The 14489-nt window shown below is 36.0% G+C and carries 15 protein-coding genes and 1 pseudogene; 6 read left to right on the top strand and 10 right to left on the bottom strand.

Going from position 1 to position 14489, the window contains the following annotated elements; genetic code table 11:
* Nucleotide 1 precedes the first annotated feature (1 nt).
* The 3 genes from AC4CUY_RS02895 (at nucleotide 2) to AC4CUY_RS02885 (ending at nucleotide 2638) form a co-directional block, all read left to right on the top strand.
* On the top strand, nucleotides 2-661 hold the full coding sequence (locus AC4CUY_RS02895) for a hypothetical protein (RefSeq protein ID WP_336953328.1): 660 nt from the start codon (nucleotides 2-4) through the stop codon (nucleotides 659-661).
* 457 nt (nucleotides 662-1118) lie between these two features.
* A complete protein-coding gene (locus AC4CUY_RS02890) occupies nucleotides 1119-2090 on the top strand; it encodes a hypothetical protein (RefSeq protein ID WP_490773652.1) in 972 nt (323 codons plus the stop codon).
* Nucleotides 2091-2104: 14 nt separating this feature from the next.
* Nucleotides 2105-2638 carry a GTP-binding protein gene (locus AC4CUY_RS02885; protein ID WP_419359141.1) on the top strand — a complete coding sequence of 178 codons (534 nt, stop codon included), beginning with the start codon at nucleotides 2105-2107 and terminating at the stop codon, nucleotides 2636-2638.
* Nucleotides 2639-3399: 761 nt separating this feature from the next.
* Here AC4CUY_RS02885 and AC4CUY_RS02880 read toward each other — a convergent pair.
* The 8 genes and pseudogenes from AC4CUY_RS02880 to acnD form a co-directional block, all read right to left on the bottom strand.
* Nucleotides 3400-4097 (bottom strand): annotated as a pseudogene (locus AC4CUY_RS02880) (DUF1003 domain-containing protein); the annotation flags it as partial.
* A gap of 586 nt (nucleotides 4098-4683) precedes the next feature.
* Nucleotides 4684-5151 carry a hypothetical protein gene (locus AC4CUY_RS02875; protein ID WP_419328048.1) on the bottom strand — a complete coding sequence of 156 codons (468 nt, stop codon included), beginning with the start codon at nucleotides 5149-5151 and terminating at the stop codon, nucleotides 4684-4686.
* Between the two features lie 247 nt (nucleotides 5152-5398).
* Complete coding sequence (locus AC4CUY_RS02870; RefSeq protein WP_419328049.1) at nucleotides 5399-5848, bottom strand: hypothetical protein; 450 nt, start codon at nucleotides 5846-5848, stop codon at nucleotides 5399-5401.
* A gap of 392 nt (nucleotides 5849-6240) precedes the next feature.
* Nucleotides 6241-6444 (bottom strand): hypothetical protein, encoded by a 204-nt coding sequence (locus AC4CUY_RS02865; RefSeq protein ID WP_419328050.1) that lies wholly within the window; start codon nucleotides 6442-6444, stop codon nucleotides 6241-6243.
* A 290-nt stretch (nucleotides 6445-6734) separates the two neighbouring features.
* The gene (locus AC4CUY_RS02860) at nucleotides 6735-7310 is read right to left on the bottom strand and encodes a DUF4126 domain-containing protein (protein WP_151956807.1); all 576 of its coding nucleotides are present in this window, start codon (nucleotides 7308-7310) and stop codon (nucleotides 6735-6737) included.
* A gap of 126 nt (nucleotides 7311-7436) precedes the next feature.
* On the bottom strand, nucleotides 7437-7571 hold the full coding sequence (locus AC4CUY_RS02855) for a zinc ribbon-containing protein (RefSeq protein WP_004722968.1): 135 nt from the start codon (nucleotides 7569-7571) through the stop codon (nucleotides 7437-7439).
* A gap of 170 nt (nucleotides 7572-7741) precedes the next feature.
* The gene (locus AC4CUY_RS02850) at nucleotides 7742-7945 is read right to left on the bottom strand and encodes a hypothetical protein (RefSeq protein WP_419328051.1); all 204 of its coding nucleotides are present in this window, start codon (nucleotides 7943-7945) and stop codon (nucleotides 7742-7744) included.
* Between the two features lie 122 nt (nucleotides 7946-8067).
* The gene (acnD, locus tag AC4CUY_RS02845) at nucleotides 8068-10674 is read right to left on the bottom strand and encodes a Fe/S-dependent 2-methylisocitrate dehydratase AcnD (RefSeq protein WP_490773651.1); all 2607 of its coding nucleotides are present in this window, start codon (nucleotides 10672-10674) and stop codon (nucleotides 8068-8070) included.
* Nucleotides 10675-10912: 238 nt separating this feature from the next.
* Here acnD and ygfZ point away from each other — a divergent pair, with 238 nt between their 5' ends.
* A complete protein-coding gene (gene ygfZ / locus AC4CUY_RS02840; protein ID WP_490773650.1) occupies nucleotides 10913-11635 on the top strand; it encodes a CAF17-like 4Fe-4S cluster assembly/insertion protein YgfZ in 723 nt (240 codons plus the stop codon).
* Between the two features lie 250 nt (nucleotides 11636-11885).
* Here ygfZ and AC4CUY_RS02835 read toward each other — a convergent pair whose 3' ends face one another.
* Together AC4CUY_RS02835 and AC4CUY_RS02830 are read right to left on the bottom strand one after the other, a co-directional pair.
* Entirely contained in the window at nucleotides 11886-13070 is a 1185-nt protein-coding gene (locus AC4CUY_RS02835) for a PQQ-dependent sugar dehydrogenase (RefSeq protein ID WP_490773649.1), read from the bottom strand.
* A 362-nt stretch (nucleotides 13071-13432) separates the two neighbouring features.
* Nucleotides 13433-13678: a hypothetical protein gene (locus tag AC4CUY_RS02830; RefSeq protein WP_314336771.1), complete on the bottom strand. Its 246-nt coding sequence runs from the start codon at nucleotides 13676-13678 to the stop codon at nucleotides 13433-13435.
* Nucleotides 13679-13853: 175 nt separating this feature from the next.
* On the opposite strand from AC4CUY_RS02830, the gene AC4CUY_RS02825 reads away from it, so the two are divergent.
* Together AC4CUY_RS02825 and AC4CUY_RS02820 are read left to right on the top strand one after the other, a co-directional pair.
* A complete protein-coding gene (locus AC4CUY_RS02825) occupies nucleotides 13854-14111 on the top strand; it encodes a hypothetical protein (RefSeq protein ID WP_336953340.1) in 258 nt (85 codons plus the stop codon).
* The gene (locus tag AC4CUY_RS02820) at nucleotides 14108-14428 is read left to right on the top strand and encodes a low molecular weight protein tyrosine phosphatase family protein (protein WP_353161165.1); all 321 of its coding nucleotides are present in this window, start codon (nucleotides 14108-14110) and stop codon (nucleotides 14426-14428) included. Before AC4CUY_RS02825 ends, AC4CUY_RS02820 begins: the two co-directional genes overlap by 4 nt.
* Nucleotides 14429-14489 lie beyond the last annotated feature (61 nt).

The raw sequence follows: 14489 nt of genomic DNA, 5'->3' as shown, positions 1-14489 counted from the left end.
AATGGCTTTTGATCTCGTACAATACTTTGCTGAGCAGATAAAGATTCAAAAGCCTCAGCTATTATCTCAATTAGAGCCTGCCCAACGTATTGCACATATTGAAGAACTCAATGCTTTAACCTTGGGTAAACTCATTACGCTATGGCGTAAGGATGATGATGCTTTATATCAAGAAATTCTTTCGCAAGATCAGTTATACAGCCAAGAAATTTCTCGACACCTCACCACCTCTACTCAGAATAAATCCAGTTTAGATAAATCTATACTTGAACCTGTAACAACGGAAATTCTTGAACTACAGCTTGCTGAATTAAAGCAACTTGAAACAGCAGGAAGTTTAGGTAAGCGAGGTCTTCGAGAATTGGTGATGGGGCAAATTGAGCACCTATCGGGTCAGGCAAAAGATTGGGTTTGGTCAACAAACGAACTAACCGAACTGATTGGCTCTCAACCTGTGCCTGAAGAAGAGATATCATTAGATGAAACGATGAAGGAGTTTAATCAAATGGTCAATGTTCAAAAAGTAGATCTTCATGCTGATCACAAAGAAGTCATAGTAACCGAAACCGCAAATCCAACCTGGGCTAAAATTGCAGAACCTGTGGTAGCACTTGTGGTTTTATATATTCTTTTTGAAGCAGCGACAAAGCTTTTTGCTTAATTTAGTTTGATAATCAAAAATTATAAAAAGCGATCGAAATGATCGCTTTTTTTCATGTAAAAAATACTTTAGTAATTTTAATCATTTCATGTGATTAAAATCACAGTAATAATATTATAAATGATAAAACATGCACAAACATAATAAATATTTAATTAACTATTAAGTTAAGCTTTTATTGATAAAAATAACTAAGCAATTTATTTAACTTTGAGATAGATTTTTTATAATAACTAATGTTAATTTAAAGCAATGAAACTCTCTAAACTTTAAGAAAAATTAACAGTTTACACAGGAGGATAATAATGTAAGAAATATACTGATTAAATGCCAAGCAATTAAACATTAAAAAAATGATTTTACTGGAAAAAGAACAAATCTAGCGTTAACTTAAACTAATTACGACCGTTAAAAAACAGTTTACACTTTAATTTTTTAATATTAGATAAGTGATATTATGAACAATCAATGTATCAATATCGCAATTTCAGGCTTAGGTTTAACCACCTCTGACGATCTTAAAATAAGGCTTAGAAAAATTTTACCAACCAATATTGGTATAAATTGGACAAGTGTTTCAGATCAAAATATAAATTGTATTTTGATCAATGAGCAGTTTTTTGAAAATAATAATATCCAGAATATTATCCAAAATAAAAATATTCCTTATTTGAAAATTTCAAAACATAGTGAACATAAAGAAAGTGCTGAAGATAATTTACTCTGCATCCCTATTTATGACGAATTCACACTGAAAAACTGGGTCAAAATCAAATTACTGCATAAGACTGAAATAGAACAATCTGAACTTAGCCAAATTTCAGATGATGAAGCTGATGATCAACTTGAAATCAAAGAAATTGATTTTTTTGCAGCGCTTTTCCATCACGACAGTCGTAAAGTCATTTTAAATGATCATCTCGGCACGATTGCGATTATCGACCATCATGCGCATCTGGCATGGCTTGAAGCAACTCGTGAAGAATACCAAACAGATCGCTCGATACACTATACGGCAGCAGTCACTGCGGATTTTATAAAAGTTTCACGTAAACGACAATTCAATTTAGAAAATTGGTTATTTAACCTGATTTGGACAAATCCCAATTTAATTACTGTACCTGCAGCTGATAAATATTATCGTCTCAAATTTTGGATTCAACCCAATGAGTTGGATAAGAAATTACTGCTACAACTAAGTGCATGCTTTATTTCTGGGGCAGAAATCCAACATGTCTCAGACAAACTCAACATTCCAGTCGCAACCGTGCAACACTTTGTTGCTGCGAATTTAGCCATCCATAACGCTGAACTGATTTCAGCAAAAGAAAGTCGATTTGATAAAACACCAAGTGATACTGAGCAAACGGAAGAAAAAGGGATTTTAAAAAGCTTTTTTAACAAATTAAAAAGTCGATTTAAATTTTAAGGGATAAATCTACGATGATTATTCAGAAGTACAAAATTGTTTTTGCTGGTTCAATGGGGGCAGGTAAAACTGAAGCGATTAAATCTTTATCAGAAATACCTGTATTAGCAACAGAAGCATTTAACACAGATGATCGTAGCCATAAAAAACTAAACACAACAGTCGGAATCGATTATGGCGAAGTAACACTAGATGATGGCAGTAAAGTTGGGCTGTATGGCACACCAGGACAAGGCCGCTTTGACTTTATGTGGGGGGTAATATGCAAAGGCGCGATTGGTACAATTTTGCTGATTGATCATAGCTTAGCAACACCCTTAGATGAACTAGAATATTACCTCAATATTTTTAAACAATATGGTGAAAACATTGTAATTGGAGTCACCCATATCGATGACGATATGAATAAGCCAACGCACCAATACCGTCAATGGTTGATGGAACGCAACCTAAATTTACCAGTTTTTTTTATTGATGCACGCAAGAAATCTGATGTGTTATTGCTGTTAGAAACCTTGATCACCACATTAGAAGTAAAATATTTATAGGCTATTGATCAGTATTCACTTGCAGCAGATCTACTAATGGAATCCTCAAAAGAAGTTATTTAAGTAATGAAATAATTACAGATTAAAATTCTGCCGTGAGCGAATAAAATATTGAAACTTATCTCCATTCATACAATTGTATGAATTGCCATTTATGGCTTGCTCTAGGTCGGTACATTAATGCATACCTATACTGCGGCATCTTAACAATCTATATGATTTTTAGCTTCTTATCGATAATTTCTTAATTGCTTTGTCGGTAAGTTAATGAGATCAAATAAATGGAATTTTACGGTATAATTTTTATGGAATTTTTCAGGATGAGCGGGAAAACAACTCTGGTTTACTTCAACTATTAAAACTTTGTAAGTTTTAATCCTATTGCCTATAAACTTCTGATTTATAGCGTCCTAAGCCGAATCGAGACCTTGTGGGTAAGTACTACACTCACGTTGTACGTAACTGGTAGCAATCTACTCTTTTCGATCCCTTACATCCTTGAGATAAATATTAACGAAATCGGTTCGGAATTATTTTCCTAAGATTAAGATTTTCTCGTGAAATTTAGAATTATTTTCCGAAATCAATCACAATCTCAGGATTTTTTATCTTTTATATTTCTAAAATGATTTTTTATTGCAAACTCATTTAAAAAATCGAGAATATATTTCTGTTCTTATCAACAAAGCCACCAACTCAAAAGAGCCGTAACGCTCAAAAGCTTTTTCTGTATTTTTAATCTTTCCCTCGCCTTTTTTTACTTCTCTTTTATTCATTTCTGATAATAAATCCAATTGAATTTCCTGAATTTTTGCCAGTTTGTCCCACTGATGAATGAGTAAATGATCTATTTTTTCATGTAAATGACGGATTTCTAATTCAGCTTTTAAATTGACTTGATAATCATTTTGGGAGCGTATACGATCTTTGGCTTCTTGACGGTTTTGACTCATCATAATAATTGGTGCTTGTACTGCAGCAAGACAAGATAAAATAAGATTTAATAGAATAAACGGATAAGGATCAGCAGGTTGTTTTACGATCACAACTGTGTTTAATAAAATCCAAACAACTAAAAAGAGCATAAAACAAATTAAAAACGTCCAACTTCCGCCAAAAGTTGCAATTTTATCTGCGAGCCTTTCCCCAATGGTCCATTTTTTTCAAGTTGTGTTTTAGTATTTTTTGTTATTAATTCATGCTGTTGCATACTATTAAGCACTTCATACTCTAGGTTTGACACCTCCCCCTGCTCCGATTGAAGCAAAGATTGCACATACTGCATACGATATTTGATTAAATCTACTTTACAAATATAATCCTGCGCAGAACAATTGGGAAAATCTCGTGCAATTTCTTCAGTAATAACCTTACGTATAGCCCCGAGCGGAACAACATTCGCATGTGAAAAAGTTTGATTACATATCAAGCAAATATGATTTTCATTTTTATCATTCATTACACTACTCTTTATCATTGTTTGGTTTCAATATCTTTCATTATTTGAATAAAGTATAGAACTTATTTTAATGGGTGCTGGGATGAAATCATTTTGCTTTAATGTATTTTTCTGATGTTTTGAATAGGCTTAATTGATGAATCTAATTTGAGATTTTCACATTATTTTTATCGAATTTTTCAGGATGAGTGGGAAAACAACTCTGGTTTACTTCAACTATTAAAACTTGGTAAGTTTTAATCCTATTGCCTATAAACTTATGGTTTATAGCGTCCTAAGCCGAATCGAGACCTTGTGGGTAAGTACTGCACTCACGTTGTACGCAACTGGCAGCAATCTACTCTTTTCGATCCCTTACATCCTTGAGATAAATATTAGCCAAATCGACTCGGGATTATTTTCCTAAGATAGATTAATTTTTTTATTTTTTAGGAAAATTTTCCTTTAAAAGTTACTTAATAAAGAAAATTTTTCAACAAAGCTTATTTAATGATTTTTTATTGCATAAATTTAAAAAAAAATGCAAATTTATAAATTTGCATTTTAGTCATTCTATTTCAATGATCACACGCTTTAATCTGCTAACTTAAGGCGCATCTTTTAGCGAGGTTGTTTTACTATCACGCAAAATATCTTCCAAGCCTTGGGTATCCTGATTTAAAAATGCGGTTAAACTCGCTTTTACCTGTTCAAGTGTACTGTGTTTAATTGCAAATACTTCTTTATTTTTTCGTGTCATCAAGCCAAACAATTCGCGTTGTGGGAAAATCAATTTGATATTGCTTTCTATCTTAAATTCAAAATTCTCACTTTTTGCATAAGCATTTAATGTAATTTTTAAAAATGCTTCTGACGCTGAGTTCAACACTGTAAAAATAGTGTTTCGACCATCCAATTGTAATTGCAAAACGCGTTGACGGCGCCAACTGATACTTTCAAATTTCGCCAATATCTCCGCAATGTCTAAATCGCTCTCTTGCTCCATCTCACGCTCATCGGCGTGATTAGGATACTGAATTTGAATTTCAAACTTGTTCATTATTTTATAACGCATACCCTTAAAATCTATTTGTAGTGTAACAACACTCTTTAAAATTAATAGCGACTCCAATAAAAAAATTATAAATTAATCATTGATTTTAAATTACAAATTGTAAAATTTATCACTATATTTAATTTTTATATGCACTAGGTGTATTTTATCTCTTGGTCAAACAATCAAGCTCGTTTATTCTTTTTTACAGATCAAGAAGGAAGCTCAAGCTTCCTTATTTTATATAGAAGATGTCAATCTCTAGTCGTTATGCCAAACGATGCTCTTGTAGCATTTTTTTATGCATCAATTGTCGATATTGTTCTGTCATCTCGTCGATTTGACCGTTTAGGAATAAGCTGAGCTGTTCTGAAACTTGTGATTGGTTTAAGTTTTTATACACCACATCATATTTCTTTTTACGTGTTAAAAGCCCCAAAAATTCTTTACTTTCAACAACCAGTTGAATATTGCTATCGATCTGAAAAACAGGGTCTGCTTTACTCGAGTGTGTATTTAACTGGATATGTAAATAAAGTTCTGTCTCCGTGTCCTGTACAGCAAAGGAAATATCAGAATTTTCAACTTGCCCCTGCGTCAGGAATAAACGGCGCCAATTGATCGCATAAAATTTTGCACGAATTTGCTCAATGTCCTCTACCTCAAATGATACGATATCTTGTGCAGGCAAATTGATCTCGACCTCGAACTTTCTCATTGTTCTCACCTATCCATGTGATGTTTATATTATGAGCTATTAATAGCATTTATATTTTTGTTTTAAAACAAATATTTATGTTAAATCATTAAAATTTATTACTTTTTATCAAATACACATCACAAAAATCAGATTATTTATTGATGAAGTTTTTATTAATTTTTCAATTTTTATATCAAACAGTAAAAAGTATCAGCATACTTTTAATCCCCAAGTTATTTTTAAAACGATGAGTCAGCATAAGCTTTCATCGTGACTTCAAACAATTGACGTTTAAAATATACATTTCAATTGAATAGATATACGCTCTATTCCTTTTAATGTTATGCAGTTCCACCACATAAAGATGGAACTGCAGGTAAAATTGGTGATGGTTAAAGGCTATGAGCTTCTTAACAACAGCAAATACATCCCTTGATTTTTTCACGAGGCCAATTCATCTTTGCTCGTTTAATTGCCAGCTCACTTGTCGCAAAAAATCCCAGTAGATTTTGATTTTCCGCCTTAGGTAAATGCTCACAAGCTTTGCTTGCATTGTGTACCTCGTATACACCATTGACTTGCGCATTTACATTGATAATAAATTTGTCCATCATAAAAGTTTCCCCCAATACTCTTAAAAAGACCTTGAGATTAAATCCATAAAAACGATGTTTTTATCAATCCCATAACAAAAATATGCCTTTAAGGTGCAAAAATCAATCTCTCTTTTATTGATTTATTGTTGGGGAAATTTGTCTTTGTATTCGATTTAGAGTGAATCAAATTTTATGTCAAAAAACAGAAAACACTTAATCCAATTTAATGACTCAACCCAATTGAATTGAGTCATTATCCTCTTTTAATCTTGATAAACACTTGTTTCACAAATGCTAAAACACACTAACTACAATGGATGAACAACGCTTTCTTGTTTTTTCTTTCTTAACCAGCGAACCGCTAGCACCATCAAAATAATACCAACAATCACCACCAATACAGGAACGATAAGTGATAATACCGATACCACGATTGCCCCAATCCATTCACCTGTAGACACCAAAGGATTGGCTATTCCACCTGTCGTTGCAGTAGATACACCACGAACCGCAACCGTGCCCATTTGTACAGCTGTTGCTGTACCACCACCAACGATAATCGCAGCCGCCCAACTTGCAAACTGTGACATTTCACCTGTACTGACCGCCATGGTGGTTAATGTTCCAGCCACCATCGCTGCTGGCGTGGCAATAGTATCTAAAGCATTGTCGACCCAAGGAATATAGTACGCGCCAATTTCACAAATAGTCGCGACAGCTAAACCAATACATACCGATGGTATCGCTAACCACTCAAAACCTTTCATTGGCTCAAACCAGCCCATCAGTGATGCAACACTCATCACCAATAACGGTACAAATACACGAAAACCGCAGGCGGCACTTAAACCAATGCCAATACATAAACTCAGGATTGTTTCCATAATGATTTATCTGCCTTTTTCTCGTTATCTTTTCAACTATTATTAAATTAACAAAAAGCCCTATCACTGGATAGGGCTTTTGCTTAAAACAGGGAGTATCTGTTTTATCTGTGCGGCTTAGCAATCTTATTTTTTAAATTGATTGCCAAGGCATTTGGTACACTGGGGTAAACGATCTGTACCAATTTCTAAGTAAGTGCGATGTCCGCATTGGACACAAAAATAGAAGCCTGTTCCGGGTTTTTCGCCAGCAGTAACCATTTTTGTTCTCCATAGGTTTTAGAAATGGTGAATAAAGTATAGCCATATTTTGATGTATGTCTACTGTCTATTTCTAAAAATGATGGTGTCATTTTTGCAAGAAATGATTTCAAAAGAGAAATTTATGGTTTTTGAGAGCTACTGCTTAATCATTAAATAGCGCAAACCATTTAAAGCTCTTCTCTTTCTTGAGGTGGTTCATCTGTTCTTTCTTCCTCATAAAAATCATCAGGCATCTGTGACAATACGTTTAAAAGACGCTCAGCTGTGATTGATTCATCAGAATTTACCGTATCACTTTGAGTTTTTCGTAATAAAGACATTTTATTCCCCAAATAAAAACCCCACTGAACAGTAGGGATTTTTTTCAACAATTTCAATTCCTTTTTTCCTTAATCGCCCCCCTTGCGAAGTAATACTTCTCATCTTTAAAAAGAGAAGAACTCCCTCCTTTTTCAAAGGAGGGTTGGGGGAGGATTTAAAGAATAGAATTCAATTAAGCCACTTGCCCTTCCAAGAAATCCTGTGCAAAGCGTTGTAATACCCCACCCGCTTCATACACATGCACTTCTTCTTCAGTATCCAAACGACAAGTTACAGGAACTTCAATCACTTCATTCTTACCATCAACCGTGGCACGCTCAATCACCAAAGTTAAGTCTGTACGTGGTGCAATATTACCAATCACACTATACAGCTCAGTACCATCAAGCTTTAAGGTTTTACGGTCGGTGCCCGCTTTAAACTCAAGTGGTAACACTCCCATACCAACAAGGTTAGTACGGTGGATACGTTCAAAGCCTTCAGCCACAATCGCTTCAACCCCAGCAAGACGAACACCTTTCGCAGCCCAGTCACGGCTAGAGCCTTGACCATAATCCTTACCAGCAATGATGATCAGTGGTTGCTTACGATTCATATAAATCTCAATCGCTTCCCACATACGCATCACTTCGCCTTCTGGCTCAACACGCGCTTTAGAACCTTGCTTAATGGTACCGTCAGAACGAACCACCATTTCATTAAACAGTTTTGGGTTGGCAAAAGTTGCACGTTGCGCGGTCAAATGGTCACCACGATGCGTTGCATACGAGTTAAAGTCTTCTTCAGGTACGCCCATTTTATGCAGATATTCACCTGCTGCCGAATCCATCATAATTGCATTCGAAGGTGATAAATGATCCGTGGTAATGTTGTCAGGTAAGATTGCAAGTGGACGCATATTTGACAATGTACGTGGTGCAGCCAAAGCCCCTTCCCAATATGGTGGACGGCGAATATAAGTACTTTGCGGACGCCAATCGTATAACGGGCTTTCTGATTTTTCTGTCACACCCAAATCAAACATCGGGATATACACTTTACGGAACTGTTCTGGTTTTACAGACTCTTTAACCAACGCATCAATTTCAGCATCAGATGGCCAAACGTCTTTTAGATAAACTGGATTACCGTCTTTGTCATTGCCCAATGAATCCGTTTCAATATCAAAACGAATTGTGCCTGCAATTGCATAAGCCACCACCAATGGGGGTGAAGCCAAGAATGCTTGTTTTGCATAAGGATGAATACGACCATCAAAGTTACGGTTACCTGAAAGTACCGCAGTGGCATACAAATCACGATCAATAATTTCTTGCTGAATCTTTGGATCTAAAGCACCAGACATACCGTTACACGTCGTACATGCGTAGGCCACGATACCAAAACCAAGCTTTTCTAAATCTTCCAGTACGCCAGCTTCTTCAAGGTAAAGTGCAGCAGCTTTAGAACCTGGTGCAAATGATGATTTCACCCAAGGTTTACGCACTAAGCCCAATTCATTTGCTTTACGCGCCAACAAACCCGCAGCAACTGTATTACGAGGGTTTGAGGTATTGGTACAAGAGGTAATCGCAGCAATAATGATTGCACCATCAGGCATTAAACCATCAGTACGGTTTTCAACTACGCCTGCAATACCTTTCTCTTTTAAATCTGCTGTTGATACACGTGCATGTGGGTTTGATGGACCTGCAATATTACGTGTTACCGTTGAAAGATCGAAACGAAGTACGCGAGGATATTCTGCTTGTTGCATATCCGATGCCCAAAGACCAATTTCTTTGGCATAACTTTCTACCAATTTGATTTGGTCTGATTCACGACCAGTCAAGGTTAAATAATCAATGGTGTTCTGGTCGATATAGAACATTGCCGCAGTTGCGCCATATTCAGGGGTCATATTGGAAATCGTTGCACGATCCCCTACAGACATACTGTCCGCGCCTTCACCAAAGAATTCTAAATATGCACCCACTACACGTTCTTTACGCAAGAATTCTGTAAGTGCTAAAACGATATCTGTTGCAGTGATACCCGCTTTACGCTGTCCCACCAATTCCACACCGATAATGTCTGGAAGACGCATCCAAGATGCACGACCAAGCATGACATTTTCAGCTTCCAAACCACCAACACCAATAGAAATTACACCCAACGCATCTGTATGTGGCGTATGTGAATCGGTACCGACACAAGTATCTGGAAATGCGATACCTTCACGGTTTTGAATCACTGGAGACATTTTCTCCAAGTTGATTTGGTGCATGATGCCGTTGCCAGCTGGGATCACATCGACATTTTCAAATGCTGTTTTGGTCCATTCAATAAAGTGAAAACGGTCTTCATTACGACGGTCTTCTACAGCACGGTTTTTTTCAAATGCATCTGGGTCAAAGCCACCGTATTCCACTGCTAGAGAGTGGTCAACGATCAACTGCGTTGGTACAACAGGATTAACTTTAGCAGGGTCACCGCCTTGATCTGCAATCGCATCACGTAAACCTGCAAGGTCGACTAATGCTGTCTGCCCAAGGATGTCATGACATACCACACGTGCTGGATACCAAGGAAAATCATGGTCTTGTTTACGGTTAATCAGTTCTTTTAAAGACTGTTCGAGAATGGCTGGATCACAACGGCGTACCAGCTGTTCAGCCAATACTTTTGAAGTGTATGGAAGTTTTGCATATGCGCCTTGCTGGATGTCTTCTACGGCTTGACGCACATCGAAGTATTCGAGCTGGGTACCTTGCAGTGGTTTACGATAGTTGTTATTCATTAGTTTTGTGCCTCTTGCATCATTTTGTACTGCGTGTCTAATGATTGGCATAGTACACTGTCGAAAACCTATTTCCCAAATCGTTTATATTTCATAAGCTTAGATATAAAAATAGGGGTTTTGGAAATATTTAGTAACATCTTCATTAAAATATTTGCACTAAAACTGCTTTTTTTTGAAAAATAGCGGAAAATAAGATTAATTCTTTAGTATTAGATTTAAGATAAGCGAGCAATTCATGAGCGATCTAGCTTTCTCCTCATTTACCTTGATTGGTGTTGATGCAATCAAATTTCTACAAGGTCAAGTGACTGTAAACGTTGAAGCTTTGGCTGAAAATATCACCCAATACACTGCGATTTGTGATCTTAAAGGTCGTATCCATTTTGGCTTATGGCTTAAAAAAATTAATCCTGAACATTTAGAGATTGTTACGACTCAAGATCAAGCCGAAGAATTTGCCAAACATATTAAAAAATACGGCGCTTTTTCTAAAATGAAGCTTGAAGAAACTGGACGAGTTTTTCCAACATTGAATGGCTCAACGACTGATTTTTCTGCTACAGAAACGGATATTTCAGTATGGCAAATTGCTGCAATTCAAACTGGTCAGGCTTATATAAATCAAGCTATTGAACATGTATTTCAACCACAAGAATTACGCTTACACCAACGTGAAGGAATCAATTATGACAAAGGCTGTTATCTTGGTCAGGAAGTGATTGCACGCCTCTGGTTTAAGGCAAAACCAAAAGCATGGTTACATGTCATTCAAGGTACAGGTCCTGCCCCTGCTCAAGCTGAACAATTGAATAAAGGTGTTCAAGTGGTAAATAGTGCAGCATTTGAAAATGGTTATATTGCGCTTGTGGTTGCCCGTCCTGATGCTTTAGAAGAGTTAGATGTGACTGTTTTAGCATTACCTGAAAGCTTAAGTGGTGATGTGGCGAGACCGCATTAATTTCTCAAAATTGTCTACAATAATAAACCTACAACCTTGTAGGTTTATTTAGAGAATTAAATGATTAAGTCAATTACAACAACTTTAATAATAGCAATTGGTTAGCTTCATTTTCATAGATGGATACTTTGCTAATTTAGTACTGCTTCCAAAGATTTATCGACAATTTATATTTTTACTTTCACCTGAATTTTGTATCCTCAGCCATGCTCTTTTTACTAACGCCTAAATTTTTAGAAAAGTTCAAAATTTAGGAGGATGCTTTATGCCTCACATAATAAATCACACCACTCTTATCATCGGAAAAATAAAATGAATTTTCATCTACTCGAAAAATATCACAAGGGCGACCATAGACATTTTTGCCCACTAAAAAGCCATCCATAAACGTCTGTAGTTTTTGCCCTTTACGCATAATCACAATTTTATAACCATGACCAATATTGGCATCAGTAGAACCATGTAAAGCAACTAAAAAAGAATTTTTGATGGTGTCATCTGTATTGGGATGATCAAAATAGTCAAAACCAAGTGCAGATGAATGCGCAGGGAAATAGGCATAAGGAGGCAATACATTTTTGCAACCTGACGGACGTTTAAATTTTGGATCTGCCAAAATTTTTCCATTCGACGAATAACATGATGCCCAGCCATAATCTGCATCACGTTTGAGTGCATAAAAAGTTTCATCAGGCTTATTTTTACCCAAATGGTCCACACCTTGATTGGTGGCAAATAAAAAATTACCAACCCATTTCAAACCGACTGCATTGCGTAAACCTGTAGCAAAAATCTTTTGTTGCGAACCATCGGGATTCATTTCTAATACTGTTGCCCGAACTTTTTCTTTCTCAGTACAAGCATTGCAACTTGAGCCGACTGAAACATAAATTTTCCCGTTCCCACCCACAGCAATTGTTCGCGTTAGATGCCAACCACCATATTTATAACTTAAACCATAGTCAGGAAAAGTCACTAAAACTTCGGCTTTATCGGTTGGTTTAATTTCACCTTTGGTAAATTTTCGTCGGGTCAGTTGATTAGTTTCCGCTAAATACAACCAATCTTGTCCTGAAGAGTCTGTATAAAATTGAACTGAATTAGGATTCTTCAACCCCGTCATATAAGGAATAATTTTGCCGAATTTCCCCGTTTCAGGATTCCATTCATCTAAAATATAAATGATGCCTTTTTTATTATCAGTCAAATCGTGCATATCTGTTACAAACATTCTGCCATCGGGAGCTTTACTAAAAAAACGAACTCGCTTTAAGCCCTCAGCCGCTGGAATAATTTCGTAATTTACGGGAAGATTTAAAGAAAAGCGCTTCCCATTTTTTAAGTTTACCTGATGAGGCACAAGATTTGGCTGTTGGGCTAAAATCCCCATTGAACAAACTAAACTTATGAATAAGATTGACAGTACTTTCATCATAGATACGTCTCGATTAATCTTAGCAAAAACAGCCTTCTTTTTTATATTATATAACTTGAAGCACGAGTATATAGTCAAATAATTTTGCTAGAAAATACAAAGACCATCCAGATACAAGCCATTATCTTATATTGTTTTTAGCCAAACGCCGAAAGTATTGTTGTAGTGGATTAATGCATTCACTCTCGTTTTATGGCACACAGCGCATCAAAAAACAGAACTAAGAAAATAAACAATGACAACATCAAAAATTATTACTTTAGAAAGCCCTAACCACCATCAATACATCGGTAGAGGGCTCATCCAAATGCTTAAAGTATTTTTATAGCACAATTGAACAGTTCACTAATTTTCAAGGAGTATCAAAACCCATGAAATAATTTATTCATGTCTTTACACAAATAATCCTTAAAATGAAATGCTCGTGCATGTTTTGCATCAAACTTTGCCGTCTGACCATCTTTTTCAAAAATATAAACACGGTCATCCTTACTGATAAGAAACTCACCACCTAGTTTGATCAACAAGGCATCTATCTTATCTTCATCAGCAATACTGTCATCTTGGCTGACTTTGTCATAATTACGTCTAATGCCTTTAATAAACATTGTCTACTCACGTGTTCTATTTAGCCAGAATTATACCCTTTTCAGTGCCTTTAAAATGGCCCTAAATAAACATTATCAAAATCATTCAGCTTGTTTACCCAGATAAATACTTATAAAATAGCCCAATCATGTGTTATCGCGGCTGCTGAACCCGATCAACTCATGAGTTTTATCTATGGACATTACACAACAATATTTTGAAAATGAATTAAACCGCAATCGCGCTTGGAGACGTAAGGTAAATTATTTACACCGTGGTCGAGATTGCAGACATACTTCAAGCCTTTGGAAACCAGAAAAAGACTGGAAATTACTTTGGAACAGATCGTTAAAAAGATCTCGTTCTAAACAATTAAGAATTGAATATCCACGTATTTCTTCTGCCAAAAGACGAAAACAAGCACAATATGATTTTTGGAAGACTGCTCATTGAACACCCTTTTTATTTGTAGTCGTAACCAATGGCGTAGCCCCACTGCCGAGCGTGTCTTTGCAGTGGGCTATGGCATTTCCACACGTTCTGCTGGAACAAGTAAACACGCCAAACACCGTATTTCTGCCAAAGATATTGCGTGGGCAGATATGATTTTTGTCATGGAGCAAAAGCATAAACAAAATATCAAAGAGAAATTCCCCAACCAGTTACAACATAAAAAAGTCATGGTATTGGATATTCCAGACGATTATCACTATATGGATGAAGAGTTAATCGAAATTTTAACAGAGGCTATGCAACCCTATTTGCCTTAAATGCTAAAGACCTTGCCATCAATCTGTATGACCAATTCATAATCAAAATGATGACGAAACA

Source organism: Acinetobacter sp. 778_lipA, assembly GCF_058242985.1.
The sequence above is the reverse complement of the archived record's forward strand: the minus strand, read 5'-3'. Positions and strand labels throughout refer to the sequence as shown.